We start from the raw sequence: 17,338 nt of genomic DNA, 5'->3' as shown, positions 1-17,338 counted from the left end.
CTCCTCTAATAGAGTTAGCTAGCAACGACATTGCAACAAACTCTATAAAAAAACGGCAAGCATGAAGCTTGCCGTTTTTTTATCAAAGCGCTTCTTTCGTCACGAACGGTTCCGAAGTCGTTAGCCGCTTAATAAATCTGGCTAAATCCGCCATGCGAATCAGATCACTGCACTCACAGGCCCTGAGGAATAATTCGTTGTCAAACTTAAAACATGCGGTAGGGGTCACCGTATGCTGGCGATATGTTAAGCCTTTCCCAGCTTTTCGTAGCGTCAATTACCTTGCCCGCAGGTGGCGCGTCAGTGTCAGAGAAGAGTGGGGCATCAATGTCCATCGCCTTTGCAGCATCCACATAGTAAATGCCGCGTTTTGGATGAGATAAGCTGCATAGGTGTATAACGTCATTAAGGGGCCTGTCGCAAATGATGGTCGTCAGAGCCCTTACGATGTCATGTACATGTACTAGGTTTATTCGTTTATTTCCTGCATCCAACTGTCTTCCACTTAACGAGCGCGCGGGATGACGGTCTGGGCCCACTAAACCGGCTAGGCGAACAACGCTGATATCAACCAGGTCTCGTTTAGACAATAAATAGTCTTCAATTGTTACGTGGGCTTTAGCAGAAGCTGTTTGTGGCTGTGTAGTGCTTTCTTCGGTAAGCACCTCGTCAGTGGCATCGCCGTAAACCGAGGTGGTGCTGATAAACACAATATGCGCAACGTTTTCGCTGATGGCTTCATCTATCAACTGCAGCATATAATCGGTAAATGATGTGAGATCGGTGTTCCTTCTGCCTGGAGGAATATTCAGCAACAGAGTAGCGTTTGGTAAATGCTTGCACAGCACTGATGCATCATCGCCCAGCGCGTATTTAACCGCGGTAATGCCCTGTTGCTGTAAAGCGAGACACTTCTGTGGGCTTCGAGTGGTGCCAACAATATTGACCTTACCTGAAAGCGCGTTGCCTACATAGCCGGCTAACCAGCCGTAGCCACTAATTACTACATTTTGAGTCATCGATTGAACTCCCCTTCGTTGAGAGCTTAAGAGTACATTAATTGGAGGGCGGTTGTCGTTAATACCTACCATGAACTGTAAAATCAGAAATCTGAATGAGGTGAAATAACAAGAAGTTAGATAGAGACCGGTATGAAAGCAAAAACCGACTGGGTTACAGTCGGTTTCGAAGTTAAGTAATTTGAATTGGAACGTTGTTTCGCTTTGCGATTTAATTCCCTACATTGCCAAACTACATTTTCATTTCGTTGTCGTGGCCGTCTTGGTCATGGTGATCAAGGTCTAGCAAGTTTAAGTCATCTAACCCTGATATGGATGCCTGCATTTTGCCTTCGGCATAATCCGCTTTCTTCAGTACCTTACATAACGCATCGCCTTTGTCTTCTAGCGCAGCTGCTTGGCTTTCTAAGCGATATTCTAAATCTTCACCCCAGCGCTCCATTTTTTGTTCAAACTCTGCCATATCACCGCCCTCCCACAGCATTTGTGTCCCTACGGCAATAAGAATTCTACCCAAAGACTCGCTGATCAAAGATTCAATTTGCGCTTCGAATTCTTGCTCCCAGCTTTCGTCAAACCAACCTGGTTCGTCGAACTTTGTGGAATCAACGCGAATATTGCCCGCGTCATCATAGAATGAGGTGTTAAGCTTGGTTTCAAGCGAGTCAAACAGCTCACGAAAATTGTCGTCCATTTGAGCATCACCCAGTAGTTCGGTGAACACCTCACTTACAGCCACATTGGCAATTTGTAGTCCTTCACTGGCAATATTCAACGTCATAGGAATGGCGATATCAATGTTGTTGTAATATTCACTTACCCAGCGCTGTTGTTCGCTGTCAAGCGATATTGATTCGCCGTTAATGGTCATATTGTGATGGGAGTCAATCGTCATCACTGAGCCGTTATCCATTTGAACCGTTAGATCACCTTGGTAATATTGAATATGACCATCAAGCTCTATGTCACAACTGTTGTTTTGAAAGCTGCTGTCATGCGCAAATGCGTGGCCACTCATTAAAGCACTGGTAAGGGCAACTGAAAGTAATAGTTTCTTAGACATTGTTCATTCCTTAATTTACGTGTGACGCGTTAACGAAAGTGCGCGAAGCAAACTGCAATGCGTTGTAGTGTCACTGTCAGATAGACGCTAGCGATACTCGCTGTTATACCTAAGATAGAGCAATGGCCTTGCCAATATTTAAAGTTTTTATATTTCAAGTAGTTAGTGGTATTTGATGGTTTCTTTATGCTCAGCTAAATACAATATTTAGTGAAATTACTAACTAATTAGTAGTTTTGACTAAGATCAATTAATACCAATAGCGGTACATTTAAGCCAATCCAAGCATGGTGAAATCTTATTTATTGGTGCATAATACCGCCAATATTTTTAAGGGGTTATCACAATGGCTGATTGGATTAATGCAATTATGTTTGGTGTTGCGCTAATTGCCTTTACGCTAGGGCTAAGCAGCATCGTTATGGGCTTTATGACTGCTAAAGCAGGTGCTGAAGGTATGCAGGAAAAAATCGAGTACGGTTTTTTTGGCGTGACTGGTTTAGTACTTTGCTTACTGATGGCCTACGCATTGGCTTAAGCGATAAGCATAAAAAAACCGGCTATCTCAGCCGGTTTTTTTTCGCCTTGAACAATGTCGAGTTCGGTTTATTCGTGGTTACTCTGTTGTTTAGACTCGCGCTTCTACTGAGCATCTTTAGCCGTATTATCGCTTTCTGAACTGTTTCTATAAGCGCTATGTTCTCGGTGGGCAAGCAGCGACAAATGTCCATCACGTTGATAAGCGCGTAAATCGAACAAATCCAGCATAGCCATAACGTGGTCGAAAATATCCGCCTGCACTTTTTCGTACCTCACCCATTCCTTTTGTGCACTGAAGCAGTATATTTCCAAAGGTAACCCAAGTTCATTAGGCGGTAGCTGCCTAACCATGAGGGTCAGTTCTTGGTTTATATCCGGGTGCTTGCGCAAGTACGCTTCTAAATAAGCTCTAAAAGTGCCGATGTTCGTAAGGCGGCGGCTGTTTAGCAGATCAGACTCATCAATGGAGTAATCTCGGTGATAAGCACGGAGTTCATTTTTCTTCTTGTCGATATATTCGTTGATATAGCGAACTTTCGAAAAGCGCTCTAGCATATCGTTGTCACAGAGCTTTATAGAGTGCACATCAATATAAATTGCGCGCTTAATTCTGCGTCCACCAGACTCTTGCATACCGCGCCAGTTCTTTACTGCTTCTGTGGTAAGGCTATAAGTCGGCAGCGTCGAAATAGTTTTATCCCAGTTTTGTACCTTAACGTTAGTAAGGCCTATTTCGAGTATCTCGCCATCTACCTCATATTTAGGCATAGCAATCCAATCGCCCGTATTAAACATGCGGTTGGCAGCAATTTGAATGCCGGCAACAAAGCCTAGGATGGTGTCTCTGAATATTAATAATAAAACAGCAGCAATGGCGGTCAAGCCAGACACTATGAGCAGCGGGCTTCTGTCTACAATTAAAGAAATACTCAATAGTATAGTAATAATTGCAAAGGCGAGTTTGGTGACCTGAATGAAGCCTGTAATAGGAGCGCGTCGAGAAAGCGCTGATGCATTGTACACATCTTCTATTGTACTTAGCATGGCGTAAAGCGCTAACAATCCACTATATAGCATGTAAAGTTGCGCACTTTTAATAACTAAACCATGCATTATCGCTTCATTATCGATAAGTACTGGTGTGGCAATGTAAATAAAGAGGGCAGGGAAGAGGTGCATTAAACGTCTAAAGAAGCCGTGTTCTTGTAATGCGTTGTCCCATTTATTATTCGATTTATACACCCAATTTGCAATTTGAGGGCGTACTAGCAGGCGGGCAACAATATAAATAAGCGCGGCAATAAATAAAACTGACCCTAGTGCAAGTACGCTAAAAAGGGGATCGTCAACGGTTAAATTTGGAAAAATATCTTTTACCAAATGTATGAAGCTATCGCGTATTGAAGCACTGACTTCCATTAATTACGACTCCAACATTTTCTTTATACGGTTGTCTTTATTTTCCCATAGGCCGTTCAACCAGTTCTGGAAATAAAGACGAAACTCAGACTCAGTGCGTTCTGACTTCTGTTGTAATTCAGGTACTGGCGTAACGTTCACATCGATCACGATTTTTGTCATTTGACCGCTTAGCATGGCCATCATAGGGTGGCGTTTATTTTCTGGGTAAAGCAGCGAGATATCTAACACGTTGGTAAACAATTCGCCCATAGCTGATAGAGTAAAGGATACGCCGCCAGCTTTTGGTGGCAGTAGGTTTTCATAGGGACTTTGCTTTGACAGATGCTTCAGTGAAGTGAATCGCGTCCCTTCTACAAAGTTAATTACTGTAGTGGGTACCGTTCTAAATTTTTCGCAATACGCCTTGGTAGTTTCGAGATCCTTTCCTTTTTTCTCTGGGTGCTTTTCTAAATACGCACGGGTATATCTGTGCATGAACGGCATATCAAGTGCCCAAGCGCCTAGTCCGACAAATGGCAGCCAAATAAGCTCTTTCTTTAGAAAAAATTTCGGTGCAGGAATGCGATTTGTCGCGAATTCAATAAGCAGAATAATGTCGAGGTAGCTTAAATGATTGGCAATAATCAGGTACCAACGGTCTTTTGACAATTCACCGTGTACCGAACACTCAATATCGACGCGATTGAACAAGCGTATCATGAGAACGCTGACCCGTCCGAAACTAAACATTAGTCCGTGCATCACTTTATTCCAGAGCGTTCTTACCTTTCCGTTGGGCATAATAAGTTTTACCAAACCCAATAAGATAATTAAGCCTCCCCACAACGCGAGGTTGAGGATTTGCAGCGAAGTATGTAATACGAAAATAAAAGGAGCGAGTACGGCACGGATCATAATGGTTTCTGTGTTGCGTTTATTGAATCTAAAAGTTGATCTTTGGCATGCCAGCGTTCATTTAACCACGTCTGAAAACGAACTCGAACTTGCGGATCATCAAAATAATTGTCGTTGAAAATACCGTTTTCCATAATATCTTTGATAGGCATTACGTTGATATTCACACGAATATTGCGAACTTTACCGCTAACAAAATCCCAAAAAGACGGTACGCCGTTTGGATAATCAATAGTAACATCGATAAGCTTGTGTAAATGATCACCCATGGCAGATAAAACGAATGCAATGCCCCCAGCCTTAGGCTTAAGTAAATGAGTGAAAGGCGAGGCTTGCTTGTCGTGTTTGGCTTGTGTAAAGCGCGTGCCTTCAACAAAATTCATAATACTTACAGGCTTATTTCTAAATTTTTCACATGCTTGGCGCGTGGTTTCCATATCTTTCCCTTTCAAATGTGGGTTTTTGGCCAAATAAGATTTGGAGTACCGGCGCATGAATGGAAAATCGAGTGCCCACCAAGCCAGTCCCAAAATGGGGACATAAATAAGCTCTTTTTTGAGGAAAAACTTCAAAAACGGAATTCTTCGGTTAAACACACGTTGAAGAACTAAGATGTCGACCCAAGATTGATGGTTAGCAACAACGAGATACCAATCATCTCGTGTGAGTTTTTCTAGTCCGTTTACTTGCCATTTGGTGCGTCCGCTGATGCGTTGATTCAGGTTATTAACGCCAATCCACGCAGTGGCGCATGCGTCGAGCAAATAAGAAATGAATCGTCGCCACGGCGCAATAGGTATAAGTTTAAAAATAGCCAATATAAAAATAGGCGTTGACCACACTACCGTATTGACGAAATAACAGATGACCGAAATAGTGCCAACAATATGATGCAACAGTGCTTTTACCATTGTACTTACCTCAAAAATTAGGCGCTTAGTGTAAACGAACTTGATCTAAAATCCGATAGAGCCTTTACTGATTCCACAATAAAGGTGCAAATTTACGTATTTAAGGAGCTGAAATGGAGCTTATTGGCGAAAACAGAGCATTCGGGGGACGGCATTTACGCTATACCCATAAAGCTGAAACGACACAATGCGATATGACCTTCGCAATTTTTCTACCCCCTTTCGCCTCTAAAGAAAAGCCTGTACCCGTGCTTTACTGGTTGTCAGGGCTAACGTGTACTGACCAGAACTTTATGCAAAAAGCCGGTGCAATGAAGCTGGCGGCGGAGTTAGGTATGGCTATTGTAGCGCCTGATACTTCTCCCCGTGGCGAGAACGTTCCAGACGACGAAGAAGGATCTTATGATTTCGGCCTTGGGGCAGGCTTCTACGTTGACGCGACGCAGGCGCCGTGGGATAAGCATTACAAGATGTATAGCTATATTGTGAACGAGCTACCTGCACTAATTGAAAGCGAGTTCCCTGTAACCAAAGAGCGCGCTATTAGTGGTCACTCTATGGGTGGACACGGTGCTTTAGTTATTGGCATGCGTAACCCTAATAAGTTCGTATCGGTATCGGCCTTTAGCCCTATCTCAAATCCTTCAGATTGTCAGTGGGGCGAGAAAGCGTTAGGTCGATACTTAGGCGATGACAAGACAGCATGGCAGGATTACGACGCCTCGTTGCTATTAGCAAGCAAAACACACAGTGTTCCTCTGCTAGTAGAGCAAGGCACAAAAGATGAATTCTTGCACGAGCAGCTGAAACCTCAGTCTTTGGTTCATGCTGCGCAACAGTCAGATACGCAACTTACGCTCAATATGCATGAAGGTTACGATCACAGTTACTTCTTCATCGCATCATTTATCGAAGAGCATTTAGAATTCCATGCTGGGCACATGGGGCTAATTTAAGCGTAAAATATAAGTTGTAAAAAAGCCGGATTATAATCCGGCTTTTTTCTTTATGGCTGTTGAGGCTGTGCTTAAGTTTACTTTAGTTTTTGCGCTAAGCTTATAAATTCAGGTATGGCGACGGGACGCTGATATAAGTAACCTTGACCATAAGCACACCGGTGATTTTGCAAAAACTGTTGTTGCTGTTGGGTTTCAATACCTTCTGCAATAATCTTGATGTTTAAGTTGCTCGCCAGTCCAAGAATAGCTTGAACAATAGCTTGGTCGTCGGTATTTTTCTCAAGTTCACTGACAAAGGAGCGGTCAATTTTAAGCTCATCAATAGGCAGTTTCTTAAGATACACTAGTGAACTAAAACCCGTACCGAAATCGTCAATCGACACGGTGATCCCCATTGCTCGAAGTTCGTTGAGTAACACTGAAACCTTATCCAAGCTCTCAATAAACACGCTTTCGGTTAACTCGATTGATAAGTTGGAGCCGGGAAGCTGGTGATCTTCCAATGCGTTTTTAATTTGGTTTAGTAGTGCTAAATCTGACACTTGGCGGCCGGAGATATTAATAGCCAGTCTAATATCTAAATTGGATGCCTTTAACGCCTCTATGGCGTTACAGGCTTCATTAATAAGCCACTCGCCAAAGGGAAAAATGAGTTCGCTTTTTTCAGCAAGAGGAATGAACACTTCGGGTGAAATAAACTTACCTTCCGGCGTTATCCATCTCGCCAGAGCTTCGCATTTAACAATTTTGCCGGTCTTTAAATCCACAATAGGCTGTAAAAAAAGTTTGAGTTCATTGTTTTCAATGGCAGAGCGAAGCTGATTTTCAAGCTCGTTAATGGCATGATGCTGTCTGTGCAGATCTTCACAGTAGGTAAGTGCCACGTTTCGACCTTGATATTTAGCAGCTTGCAAAGCGATGTCAGCACATTGAAGGAGTGATTCGGTTGACAGACAGTGTTGAGGGAAGTTTGCTTCGCCAATATTTACACCTAAATTCGGCTCACTGCCATTGAGAACGGTATAGGTTCGAGTGAGCTTTTCGATTAACTGTTTTATATACTCGGCACCGATAAGTTCATTAAAGGTATCTTCACGTTTCACCAATGCAAACTCGTTACTGCCTATTCTCGCTATAAACCCACTGTTACCGAAGGCTTGCAGTCGCAATGCGAACGACTTCAGGATCTCGTCACCCGACTGATAGCTAAGTGATTCATTTATTTTCTTAAAGTCGCATATATCTATAATGTATAATTTAAATGCGATTTCTTCTTGAACCAGTCTTCTTACCGTATCGGTAAACAAGTTTCGGTTGGCAACCTTTGTCAACGAGTCCATTCCACTAGCAGTTAATACGCTTTCTTCTTTATTGTGGATATGGGTAATATCGGTAAGCAGATAAATCCAATGGGTTAACTCGTCGCCTTGCAACACAGGGTGAATGGTGACTTGAAGCCACACGCCGTAATCGTCAATGGGTTGCCAATAAAGCTCGCCTTGCCAAGGCGCTTTTCGCTGCACGAGCGCGGGAAGAAACGTTGCCGGCGCATCGATATCAGCAAGAAGCTCGTTTATGCGAATAGAGCTTGGCGTTGTGCTGTTACAAAGTAGCAGTCTATGAGACGCTTTATTATCTAATATCAAACCGCCTCTATTGTCTAAAATAACAACGCCGGTTTCTAGATTGTGAATAGCTTGCTGAATTGGCGGAACGAGCTTTTGAAGTCTGATATTCTTGCGTAAAACACCGTTTAATTTATGTCTGATGTACTCATGCTGACCAACAATTTCGTGGTGGCTTAGTAATAGCTCTCGTGCAGCTTGCAGCGTTTTATGTTTTTCTTCAAATTGTTGCTCTACATTTTTAACGACCAGATAGCGAGAACCCGATTCGCTGCTAATTGCCAATGCTTCTAAGCGAAGTACTTGGCTATCGTTGTGCTCCGTCCAATAGCCTGAAGAAAGCGTAAACGACGTTTCGCTTTTCCATACTTCGTCGGCATCTAGAAAAAAGTCGTCTAAAAAAATAGAGGGGATATGTTTCTTTTGCAGTTTGTTGTTTTCGTCAAGCGTAACAACATTCGCAAGCCATGGAAGTTCTGGCGTCAAACATTCGATGTCGCTTTCGGAGTTACATCTAAATAGCGCGCAGTTAGTGATGCCTAATGCGTTTAATAAATGAATATCCATGGCAATCTCCTACCAAAACGCAATTTTACTGAATAAGTGCTCTACATTTTCGCCGGTTTTTGCGCTGGTCTTCGTTAGAGAAGTGAATTTTTGAGCGTAAGAATCGAGTTCTTCTTCACTCCAATGCCAGCTTGTAGGGAGGTCGGTTTTATTTACAACAAAAAATGCGGGGATATCGGGGTAGTGCTCGCGTGCGAGTGCTAGAATTTCCATGCCTTCAAGCAAGGATTGAGAACGGGTCTGGTCAACCACAATTATGTAAGCGCTAGCGCCACGAAGGTAGCGAGGGTTGAAGCCACAGTATCTGTCTATACCTTCCAAATCCCAAAGTAGAAGCTGAACGCCGCGACCATCCTTATTGACTTGTTTTTTATCTATTTTTACGCCAATCGTTGTTTTGTACTTTTCAGAAAAAATACCTTCAACGAATTGTTTTATCAGGCTCGTCTTGCCAACACCAGTGGGCCCTAAAATACATACTTTTTTCTGTATCACCGCAAAGCTTCCTTACTATTGCTCACTGGATATTAAAACGTTTAACATGACTGAACGCCCCATCGATGCCTTTTGCAACGGCAGCTCTCCTAAACTTACGGGTATTAGAATATCACCTTCAATGCCAAGTGAAATTAATGAATTCACAACATTCTCTGCTCGTTTTTGACTTAAGGCGCGGTTTCGCGCCCTTGAGCCCGAATTATCGCTGGCACCCAGCACAACAATGCTGACCGTAGTTCCTGTTTTGTGAGCAAGTGTTACTAGTTGCTTTATATCGATTGCGAGTAGTTCTAATTTAGCTAACTGTACTTCAGAAAGCGCTTCTTGGTTAGTAGAAAAAAGTACATTTTGTGAAGAAATCTTATTAACGAGCTGATTCAATGCGGCCTGTTGGAATATGGCATTATCAATTTGATGCACCATTTTTACGTTGAGCGAGGTGGTATCAACATTAATCGTTGAAATACCTGGGATAGCATTTATTTGTTGAATAAAGCTAGTGGCGGTTGAGGTAAACACGGTTCCTGTAATCTTGAAGCTACGGTCACCATCTCTTTCAATTGACAGGCTTTCTGATTCGCTAAGTGAATAGTCGTTGACGAGCTTTTCAAGTTTGCGTTCGACCATGCTTGGCTTTAAAGAAACAAAGGGTTCTTCAATAACGGTGACTCTTTCTGCGTCGATGTCATTAGTGCTAAACCATTGTTCGATGCTGGTGGCTACAGGATCGCGAAGCACTTTTGCATGCACACTTCCATTAGAAACATAAGTATCTGTTACTATGATGCCAGGTGGAGGGGGAAGCTCGTGCAAATCGCTTTTTAAGACGCTCAATGACAAACGCATAAAAGACAGTACTGCGAGTGTGAAAAAAATCACCAGAAGCACTAGTGCACCGATTAATCGGTTTGATTTTTTTCCTTCACCTTCTTTTCTTTCACTTATTAAGCAGTCTGAAAGAATGGTTTCACATCCGTCGAAGGGCGCATTGTCACCATCATAATTAAGCAGAGGTTGCTGATAGAACTGATGAAATTCCTCCAACGCCTGTTGAAGTTTTCCGCGTACCTCAGGAGGAATACTGCCAGTAACCGCCGCTACAAGCAGTGCTTGTGGCCCAATTTTTATCAGCAGCGTAAAGTCTTCCGTTTTTATTTCACCAAGCTCGTTTTCAGACTCTGTACTGGTTACACCAAAAGCATCTGCCACAAAGTCATTAATGGCCACTAACATTGAAGATATTAAGTCAGCGTCTTTTTCTTTTTCAGGATCTGAAGAGATACTGTGAAGTAGCGTACCTGTCTCTCGATGGATGACCAGCAGCTGTTGAACTTGGTATTGGTAAATTTGTGAAGCGACGAACTCAGAATACCTTACTCCTGATTGCCACGCTTTGAATCGCCAAGAAAGGCTTTTGGGGCTTAGGCTGTTTTCTATAAGGGCGTTAGTACGCTCAACAAATTCTACAAGAAACGAAGATACCGCCTTTCTTACAAGTGCACCAACCAACGGATAAAGCGTACCAACAATCTTGTCACTATTGGCTTCTATAGAGCGGTGAAGCGACTTCTCAACAAGAGGGACAAGCACTTTGTTAACAGAGCCGTCTTTTGTTTCGCGCTCGATTAGCGCTTCAGAAACAACACTAGACACAATGCCTTTCGCATCGCGATTCAACTTTTCTTGAACGAACTTGTCGTCCCTTCCAATTAGTAACTCTCTGACGTTGTCTAAAGAGTTGTCCGACAGCGCTGACGGCGGCACTTTTTCAGTCATTAATTAATGATCTGTGGCGAGGTTGGTGGCCATAGTCGAAAGTAAGTTTGCCAGCGTTTTTCTGTCGGTTTTACTTTCTGATAGCTCACTTGTAACCTGCTGAAGCTTTTCTAATAGCTCTTGGTGTCGCTTGCTAAATAAATTATCTAGCGACTCAAGTTCTTTGACTACGTGGGCTTCTAACGCTTCATTATCATTTTTTGCGGCGGTTTCGGCTATTTCTAACTCACTTTGCAATTTGTCAGTTGTATTTTGGAGCTGCTCTTGTACGTTACTGTGGCTGTCGTTAGCACTGGCTAACTGGTTCGATAATTCAGTGATCTGTTGATCAATAAGCTTACGCATATCATTAAACTGGTTATCTAGGTGCGTATTCAGTTTAGTAAAGCTGTCGTTGACCCGAGACTCTAAAGCAGAAAGATCTGCACGGAAAGCACGGTTCGTTTGGCCAAACAAAATTTCTCTAAGTTGAGCTAATTCGTCTGCTGGTTTGAGTGCGCCTTCAGTTTGAGTTACGTCTTGCGCTTGCTGATCCTTCGGCTTCTTGTCTGCCATAAAATGTCTCCGGAAGGCGCAGTTCCTAACGTTGAACACGCTGATGAGCTGCAATCACATTTTGCCTGTGGCTAATAATTATACTTGTTACTGTATACAATAGCCGCAAAACGTGAACTTTGAAATACGCTAAAAGTACATTAATGGGAAATACCCATAAAAATCTTATGTACAAAACGCCATCTTTTCAGCAAGTTGGGCGATCTTTAAAAATTTACTTATTCGTTCTATGGTTTAAGCTGTTTTTTAAGGCGGGAGCAGGCCCATCAAATAATGGAAAGTGACATTGTTTTTTTATTGAACATAGGTACTATACGACGCCGCTCGCGTGTTCGCGAGCTTAATAAGTAATAATTTCGTCTGAGGTTCTTGTCGTGTCGATCACTCCATTAAATCGTAAATTCTCTGTCGCCCCTATGCTGGATTGGACAGACCGCCACTGTCGCTACTTTTTACGATTAATGTCTAAACACACACTTCTGTACACAGAAATGGTCACCACGGGCGCCATCATTTATGGCAAAGGTGACTATCTTGGATATAACGAAGAGGAGCACCCTGTCGCTGTTCAACTGGGCGGAAGCGACCCATCTGACATGGCTAAGTGTGCAGAGTTATCGCAAGCGCGCGGCTATGATGAGGTAAACATAAACGTAGGCTGTCCAAGTGATCGAGTTAAAAATGGCAGCTTCGGTGCCTGCTTGATGGCCCAGCCAGAAATAGTAGCAAGTTGCGTCAAAGCCATGAGGGCATCGGTAGATATCCCCGTTACGGTAAAGTGCCGTATTGGCATTGATGATATGGACGAAGATGAAGACTTTGCTCGTTTTATAGATACCGTAGCAGATGCGGGGTGCGACACCTTTATTGTTCACGCCAGAAAAGCGTGGCTACAGGGGTTAAGCCCAAAAGAAAATCGCGAAATTCCGCCATTAAATTATCCGCGGGTTCACAGGCTGAAGCAGGCTCGCCCTGAATTATCTATTAGCATAAATGGTGGGGTTAAAACGCTAGAAGAAACCCAACAGCAGCTAGAGTTCGTTGATGGTGTTATGGTAGGACGTGAGGTGTACGCCAACCCGTATATTATGGCTACCGTAGATAAAGAGATCTTTGGTGATACTGACGCACAGGGTCTGTCACGTCGTGAGGTAGTGCTTCAAATGCAGCAATATATTGAACGCCAAGACGATTTCTATTTCAAACCTTGGCACGCGGCTCGACATATTTTAGGTCTTTATCAAGGACAAGCGGGGGGACGCATTTGGCGTAGATACTTAAGCCAGAATGGTACAGGAAAAAATCCGGATCCCAACCTGCTACTAAATGCGCTAGACGCTGTAGAAACTGCGCAAAAAGAAGTTGATGCGTTTAATAGTCAAAAAGGCTAACAAGTTAGTGTTTTTGACCAAAGTTTAATATTTAGTCAATATTGAAAAGCTCGCTACCTCGCGAGCTTTTTTATTTAAAGTTTTATATATCAATAGTTTAGTTTTGATGTGAGGAGTTGGCACAGCTCTCGCAATCCTCTAATTATCGCAACAACGGCGTGTTGTTGCACTGACTAAATTCAGAGGGAAATTATGAAAACTTCACTAATCGCAGCAACTTTACTGACAGCAAGCATGGCAAGCAGCGTAGCAAATGCAGAAGAGTCAGTGCTTCAAACGTTTTTAACTAATATGGTTTCAAACGCAGTAGCTACCACATCACAGGACATTAAGGCTGATGTATACCAAGCAGTAGCCAACGCCACTTATCACTTTGAGCTAAGTCCACAAGGAGTGCGCGGAAGTGGTAAGGTCAGTGTGACTGATTTAGTTGTTGCTACCGCCTCTGAAGGCAGTACGACAGAAAAAGATGCTGACTAATTCCATATGGGATGCATATGCAGCAAAAGCGCCGAAAGGCGCTTTTTTTGTGCGTGTAGCACAGTGATTTAAACACTAAAAACGAAAAAAACGGGGTGGTCAATTTAACAATTTGATTGGTTAAATTCACTAATAAATTGTATTTGACTGCTAAGCGAACAGTTTCAAGTTTTCCGAAATTTAATAAAATTATTTTAAATCAATTATTTATATAAGTGGCACGGTCATTGTAATAGTTTTAGTGTTGAGAAGAACTCAGTCAGCGGTAACCAGCGTTCAGCGTAACAAAGAATAAATGCTGGAAACCACAACACTACTTTATAACGGAGAAATAATCATGGGTATGTTTTCACGCATAAACGATATTGTTCAAGCAAACATTAACGCGATGTTAGATAAGGCTGAAGATCCTGAAAAAATCATTCGTTTGATTATTCAAGAAATGGAAGAGACATTAGTTGAAGTTCGCACCGATGCAGCACGTTTTATCGCTCAGCAGAAAACACTAACGCGTCACATTGCGTCTGCGAATAAGGAAATAGAAGGGTGGCAGCACAAAGCACAAATCGCAATGAACAATGACAAAGAGTCATTGGCTAAAGCAGCACTAATTGAAAAACAGAAATATATTGCAAAGCTATCTTCTCTTGAAGAACAAGAGGCGCGTCTTGCAGAGAGTATCGAAAAAATCCAAGGCGATACTGCGCGTCTGAACACCAAATTGGCCGAAGCTAAAGCTAAGCAAAAAACGCTGATTCAGCGCAAGCATTCAGCGCAAACACGCTTAAAAGTGAAGCAAGCTGACCACGAAGCAAAAATTGATGATGCCATGATGCGTTTCGAGAGTTACGAACAACGCATTGACCATTTAGAAGCGCAAGTTGATGCGTATGACTTAACAAAGTCAAATGAAGCAACTTCATTACAAGCCCAGTTCGATGCAATGGAAGCGGACGAAGCCATTGAAAAGGAACTGGCTGAACTTAAGAAGAAAAAGGTCGCTTAAGCGACCTTGAGTACCGCTGGCCCGTATTGTCAATATCGAAGTAAGCATTTTTGGAGAAGATGATGAAAGTACCATCACAAAAACGAATTTATAGAGACCTTGATTCTGGAATCATTTCAGGGGTATGTGCAGGGGTTGCACGTTATTTTGATGTGGATGCAGTATGGGTGAGAGCGGCTGCCGTTGCAGGGTTATTTATCGCGACACCTATTACATTGGTGGCTTATATCGCAGCCGTTATCTTATTGCCGAGATTAGTATAATGAAAAACTTTCTGATTGCTTTGGTCATCGCCATCATTTTGGTGAACTGTTTAGGTAGTTTGGTAGATAGCTGGTTAGGTATGCACTTAATTATGTCAGATGAATTATTAAGCCCATGGGAAAACGTAGCAGTGTTATCGCTAGTCGGCGTAGTCCTAGCTATTGTTGGTTTCGTTGTTGCTGTAAGCGTTATGGGCACAATACTTTTAGCGCTAGGCGCAGGCTTTTTAGCATTATTAGTAGTGGGAGTAAGTGCATTTTGGCCAATTATACTTATCGCAATTGCATTATATGCTTTGAAAAATCGAAACTCTGCCGCTTATAAGCAGCAAAATGACCGAAATATGCGTCATAATGTATAATCATCATAATTTTATTTAAGTTGTGTTAACGTAACAAAAAATGGTGGTATAAAGATAACCGTAACAAAGGTTTCGCATTTTTCACATAGTATTAAAACTACAAATAGCTGACCACTGTCAGCTATTTGTTATTCAAAGGAAGGTTGGTGTTATATGAGACAATCTATTAACTCAAAACGGATAGCGATTGTCGCTGTGGTGATATTTTTGCTCTTCTGGCTAATTGGATGGTATTGGAGCTTATCCCCAGACACGTTTGATGTTAGGAAACGTATAGAACAAAGCTCATCTGTCGAGAACCCAACAAATATAGCGGGCTACACATTAACAACAACTATGATTGATGTGTCAGAAACCTTGCTTGATAAGCCCGGTGGATACCTTTCAAACGATATTACCCCTCCCGGCATTTTTTTGGATAACATGCCTGCATGGGAGTTTGGTGCACTGGAAATGGTGCGAGACCTTGCACTTTCAATGCGTAAAGACTTCAGCCGTTCTCAATCGCAATCTATCGAAAACCCGTATCTCACAAAGGCTCATCCTAAGTTTAATATGGATCACAAAAGCTGGGCGTTGCCGTCTTCTGAATCGAGTTATGCTGACGGTATAGATCTTCTTAAAAAATACCGTGACGAGTTAGCGAATACCCGAAATACAGATAGTCAGTTTTATACTCGAGCAGATAATTTGCGCGAATGGTTGAAACAGGTAGAAAAACGCTTGGGCAGTTATTCACAAAGACTCAGCGCTAGCGTAGGATCAGCTAGAATAAATACCGATTTGGCGGGAGATTCTAATGCAAAACAGTCGTCTCCCGTTGCCAGCCAGCGCGTCGTTAAAACGAGTTGGTGGAAACTCGACGATAATTTTTATGAAGCTCGCGGTGCTACTTGGGCTTTACTACATTTTCTAAAAGCCGTAGAAATTGAATTCTACGATGTTCTAGAAGATAAGAATGCGTTAGTTAGTCTCCAGCAAATAATTCGAGAACTGGAAGCCACGCAGCAGTCGGTAATTAGTCCAATGATTTTAAATGGCAGTGGATTTGGCATGCTAGCGAACCATTCTTTAGTAATGGCGAACTATATCTCTCGTGCAAACGCTGCGTTAATTGAACTTTCAGAACTGCTTAATCAAGGATAATTAATGAAAAAAGGTCTTATAGCCGCTGCATTGGGATGCGCAATAGCTTCAGTTTCATCTCATGCTGATACAATCGCTGGCGTTTATGTCGGAGCCCAAGTATGGCAAACCGACACGCAAGGCGGCTTTGCTGATAGCAACAACACCGCCGACTTCAACTTTGATGATGAGACCAATACGGCGCTATATATTGCCTTTGAACATCCTGTACCGTTTTTACCTAATGTAAAAGTAAATCACACCACGTTGGATAATTCGGGCACCACAACACTTCAGTCTGCATTTACGTTTGATGGTAAGTTATTTACTGAAAGCACAACGGTCAATACAGATGTAGAGCTTGATTCAACAGATTTCATATTGTACTACGAGTTATTTGACAACGACTTAGTAAGCTTCGACTTAGGTGTTAACGCGAAGTACATCGATGGCGCACTGTTCGTTGTAGATAGAGCAAGCGACACAAGCGGGGCAGCAGAATTTTCTGGTATTGTTCCAATGGCTTATTCAAAGGTTCAACTAGGTTTACCGTTTACAGGTTTATCAGCATATTTTGAAGGAAGTTATTTGTCTTTTGACGACCACGAGCTAAGTGACTATCAAGCTGCAATTCAGTACTCCTTTATTGAAAGCTTAGCAGTTGATATGACGCTTCAGGTGGGTTACAGAAATGTAACGGTAGATATTGAAGACCTTGATGACGTGTACGCTGATATGGAATTTGACGGCGTATTTGCTGGGCTTGAGCTTCACTTTTAGCCTTTAACTACAGATTGTAAAGGGCGTGCCTGCTATTGCAGTCACGCCTTTTTTGTTGGTCCATACTTAAATTCAAAGGTTTTATTACCTATTCACACAGTC

Annotated in this window: 18 protein-coding genes; 9 read left to right on the top strand and 9 right to left on the bottom strand. The window is 42.5% G+C overall.

Annotated elements, in window-relative coordinates:
- Positions 1-206: 206 nt before the first annotated feature.
- Both V7R42_RS18295 and V7R42_RS18290 read right to left on the bottom strand, forming a co-directional pair.
- Positions 207-1,019, bottom strand: a complete 813-nt coding sequence (locus V7R42_RS18295; protein WP_334021914.1) for an NAD-dependent epimerase/dehydratase family protein — start codon at positions 1,017-1,019, stop codon at positions 207-209.
- Between the two features lie 232 nt (positions 1,020-1,251).
- Complete coding sequence (locus tag V7R42_RS18290; protein WP_334021911.1) at positions 1,252-2,082, bottom strand: DUF2884 family protein; 831 nt, start codon at positions 2,080-2,082, stop codon at positions 1,252-1,254.
- Positions 2,083-2,428: 346 nt separating this feature from the next.
- On the opposite strand from V7R42_RS18290, the gene V7R42_RS18285 reads away from it, so the two are divergent.
- Positions 2,429-2,620, top strand: coding sequence for a hypothetical protein (locus V7R42_RS18285; RefSeq protein ID WP_014950735.1), 192 nt, complete (start codon positions 2,429-2,431; stop codon positions 2,618-2,620).
- 104 nt (positions 2,621-2,724) lie between these two features.
- On the opposite strand, the gene V7R42_RS18280 is transcribed toward V7R42_RS18285, so the two are convergent.
- From V7R42_RS18280 to V7R42_RS18270, 3 genes are read right to left on the bottom strand one after another with little or no spacing between them, the layout of a single operon-like run.
- Positions 2,725-4,041: a mechanosensitive ion channel family protein gene (locus V7R42_RS18280; RefSeq protein ID WP_334021906.1), complete on the bottom strand. Its 1,317-nt coding sequence runs from the start codon at positions 4,039-4,041 to the stop codon at positions 2,725-2,727.
- A gap of 3 nt (positions 4,042-4,044) precedes the next feature.
- Positions 4,045-4,938 (bottom strand): acyltransferase, encoded by an 894-nt coding sequence (locus tag V7R42_RS18275; RefSeq protein ID WP_334021905.1) that lies wholly within the window; start codon positions 4,936-4,938, stop codon positions 4,045-4,047.
- Positions 4,935-5,849: an acyltransferase gene (locus V7R42_RS18270; RefSeq protein WP_334021903.1), complete on the bottom strand. Its 915-nt coding sequence runs from the start codon at positions 5,847-5,849 to the stop codon at positions 4,935-4,937. The genes V7R42_RS18275 and V7R42_RS18270 overlap by 4 nt, the downstream gene beginning before the upstream one ends.
- Before the next feature lie 113 nt (positions 5,850-5,962).
- Here V7R42_RS18270 and fghA point away from each other — a divergent pair, with 113 nt between their 5' ends.
- Positions 5,963-6,805, top strand: a complete 843-nt coding sequence (fghA, locus tag V7R42_RS18265; protein ID WP_334021902.1) for an S-formylglutathione hydrolase — start codon at positions 5,963-5,965, stop codon at positions 6,803-6,805.
- A 77-nt stretch (positions 6,806-6,882) separates the two neighbouring features.
- Here fghA and V7R42_RS18260 read toward each other — a convergent pair whose 3' ends face one another.
- From V7R42_RS18260 to V7R42_RS18245, 4 genes are read right to left on the bottom strand one after another with little or no spacing between them, the layout of a single operon-like run.
- Complete coding sequence (locus tag V7R42_RS18260) at positions 6,883-9,000, bottom strand: putative bifunctional diguanylate cyclase/phosphodiesterase (RefSeq protein WP_334021900.1); 2,118 nt, start codon at positions 8,998-9,000, stop codon at positions 6,883-6,885.
- Positions 9,001-9,009: 9 nt separating this feature from the next.
- The gene (locus V7R42_RS18255) at positions 9,010-9,495 is read right to left on the bottom strand and encodes a Rab family GTPase (RefSeq protein WP_334021898.1); all 486 of its coding nucleotides are present in this window, start codon (positions 9,493-9,495) and stop codon (positions 9,010-9,012) included.
- A gap of 15 nt (positions 9,496-9,510) precedes the next feature.
- Positions 9,511-11,274, bottom strand: coding sequence for an OmpA family protein (locus tag V7R42_RS18250; protein WP_334021896.1), 1,764 nt, complete (start codon positions 11,272-11,274; stop codon positions 9,511-9,513).
- A 3-nt stretch (positions 11,275-11,277) separates the two neighbouring features.
- Entirely contained in the window at positions 11,278-11,829 is a 552-nt protein-coding gene (locus V7R42_RS18245) for a hypothetical protein (protein WP_334021893.1), read from the bottom strand.
- A gap of 374 nt (positions 11,830-12,203) precedes the next feature.
- Between V7R42_RS18245 and dusA the strand changes: the two genes are divergently transcribed.
- From dusA to V7R42_RS18210, 7 genes are all read left to right on the top strand, one after another.
- Positions 12,204-13,220, top strand: a complete 1,017-nt coding sequence (gene dusA / locus V7R42_RS18240) for a tRNA dihydrouridine(20/20a) synthase DusA (protein WP_334021890.1) — start codon at positions 12,204-12,206, stop codon at positions 13,218-13,220.
- 192 nt (positions 13,221-13,412) lie between these two features.
- Positions 13,413-13,700: a hypothetical protein gene (locus V7R42_RS18235; protein WP_334021888.1), complete on the top strand. Its 288-nt coding sequence runs from the start codon at positions 13,413-13,415 to the stop codon at positions 13,698-13,700.
- Between the two features lie 337 nt (positions 13,701-14,037).
- Positions 14,038-14,706 (top strand): phage shock protein PspA, encoded by a 669-nt coding sequence (gene pspA, locus V7R42_RS18230; protein ID WP_334021886.1) that lies wholly within the window; start codon positions 14,038-14,040, stop codon positions 14,704-14,706.
- A 62-nt stretch (positions 14,707-14,768) separates the two neighbouring features.
- The gene (locus tag V7R42_RS18225; protein WP_334021884.1) at positions 14,769-14,969 is read left to right on the top strand and encodes a PspC domain-containing protein; all 201 of its coding nucleotides are present in this window, start codon (positions 14,769-14,771) and stop codon (positions 14,967-14,969) included.
- Positions 14,969-15,331: a hypothetical protein gene (locus tag V7R42_RS18220; RefSeq protein WP_334021882.1), complete on the top strand. Its 363-nt coding sequence runs from the start codon at positions 14,969-14,971 to the stop codon at positions 15,329-15,331. Before V7R42_RS18225 ends, V7R42_RS18220 begins: the two co-directional genes overlap by 1 nt.
- A gap of 153 nt (positions 15,332-15,484) precedes the next feature.
- Positions 15,485-16,477, top strand: coding sequence for a DUF2333 family protein (locus tag V7R42_RS18215; RefSeq protein ID WP_334021880.1), 993 nt, complete (start codon positions 15,485-15,487; stop codon positions 16,475-16,477).
- A gap of 3 nt (positions 16,478-16,480) precedes the next feature.
- A complete protein-coding gene (locus tag V7R42_RS18210; RefSeq protein ID WP_334021878.1) occupies positions 16,481-17,236 on the top strand; it encodes a TIGR04219 family outer membrane beta-barrel protein in 756 nt (251 codons plus the stop codon).
- Positions 17,237-17,338: the final 102 nt, after the last annotated feature.

It is taken from the genome of Alteromonas sp. S015 (assembly GCF_036864485.1).
Classification (GTDB): Bacteria; Pseudomonadota; Gammaproteobacteria; order Enterobacterales; family Alteromonadaceae; genus Alteromonas.
The sequence above is the reverse complement of the archived record's forward strand: the minus strand, read 5'-3'. Positions and strand labels throughout refer to the sequence as shown.